Raw genomic sequence first — 1,196 nt, forward strand, 5'->3', positions numbered from 1 at the left:
TACGGAAATCAATTTTTACCTAAAAGGTCGGATGTCGAGCTTTTTGAAAAGCAAATACTATTACAGTTTTTTAATTTCCGCTTCCGAAAGACCGGTCATAAGGCGAATCTCAGAGAGCGGGTACTTGCGTTCAGCCATCAGCTTTGCCGTTTCCCGCTTTGCTTGATACGATCCCGCGGCGATGCCGTCGCGTCGGCCCTTGCGTATTCCCCGTTCAAAGCCGATCTTTTCACCCTGCTGTAAACTTTCTCTGCGTAAGTCATCTTCATGAATATTCAACGACATATACCTGCTCCTGAACTTTTCGTTCCGTTTCGCTTTTTCGACAAGCTCATCGATGTGCTGTGTAAAACCGCTCGTCGCCCGCCTCTCGCAAAGATACTCCAACAAAGCGCTCAATTCAGGCTCATCTTCTTTACCGTAGGCACCCACATTATAAAATACTTTATACGATTTGTCATCAAGAAAAATACCGTCGTCTTCACTGCATACGTTGCGAAACGTATACACAGGCAAGCTTTTGCCGAAGGGATCCTGCGTACAGATAAAAATGACGTAGCTCTCTTTCAGGTCGGCGTAGCTTTGTCCTCTCAAGAGGTTATCGACATCCATAAGGCTTTGGTAATAACGTGTGCGTTTGGGAAGAGAAGGTGGAATCGACGTTTGTATTTCGATATCGAAGACACGCTCCGAGTCGGAAACGTAGACGTCGAGACGTATACCTTTGCTTTCGTAAAACGGTGCTATTGTTTTTTGCAGCGAGGGATATTCTATTTTGCCGACTTTGATGTGCAGGAGCCGTTCGATGACGCCTTTGCAAATTATTTTGTTTTTCATGACTGTGCCGAACATAAAGTCATCGGTAAAGGTGAGTTGTTCGACGGGTTTATGGGTATATTCCATAGCTGCACCTTCGATTGTTGAGATAGTGCGGCAAGGAAGCCGCTGAACTATATATCGTTTACAAAGTGATAAATTACGCGGTTTTTTATAAAAATAAACGGGAACATCGTTTCCTGCGCGGGGAACTTCGCGCTCCGCGCTCGTTGCAAGGTTGCGCTCGAAACTTCGCGCTTACGCGCTCGTTGCAAGTGGCGCGGGGAACTTCGCTCGATGTGCGGCACATGCCGTATCGTGTCTCTGTATGAAACTCATTACCCATTGGAGAATACCCATTGAAAATTGATTTCCATGCC

General features: G+C 46.2%; 1 protein-coding gene. It reads right to left on the reverse strand.

Annotated features, from left to right (window positions below; translation table 11 throughout):
- Positions 1-60: 60 nt before the first annotated feature.
- On the reverse strand, positions 61-903 hold the full coding sequence (locus IZU26_RS12990) for an Rpn family recombination-promoting nuclease/putative transposase (protein ID WP_433279577.1): 843 nt from the start codon (positions 901-903) through the stop codon (positions 61-63).
- Positions 904-1,196 lie beyond the last annotated feature (293 nt).

Source organism: Treponema sp. SP13 (assembly GCF_050938355.1).
Lineage (GTDB): Bacteria > Spirochaetota > Spirochaetia > Treponematales > Treponemataceae > Treponema_D > Treponema_D socranskii.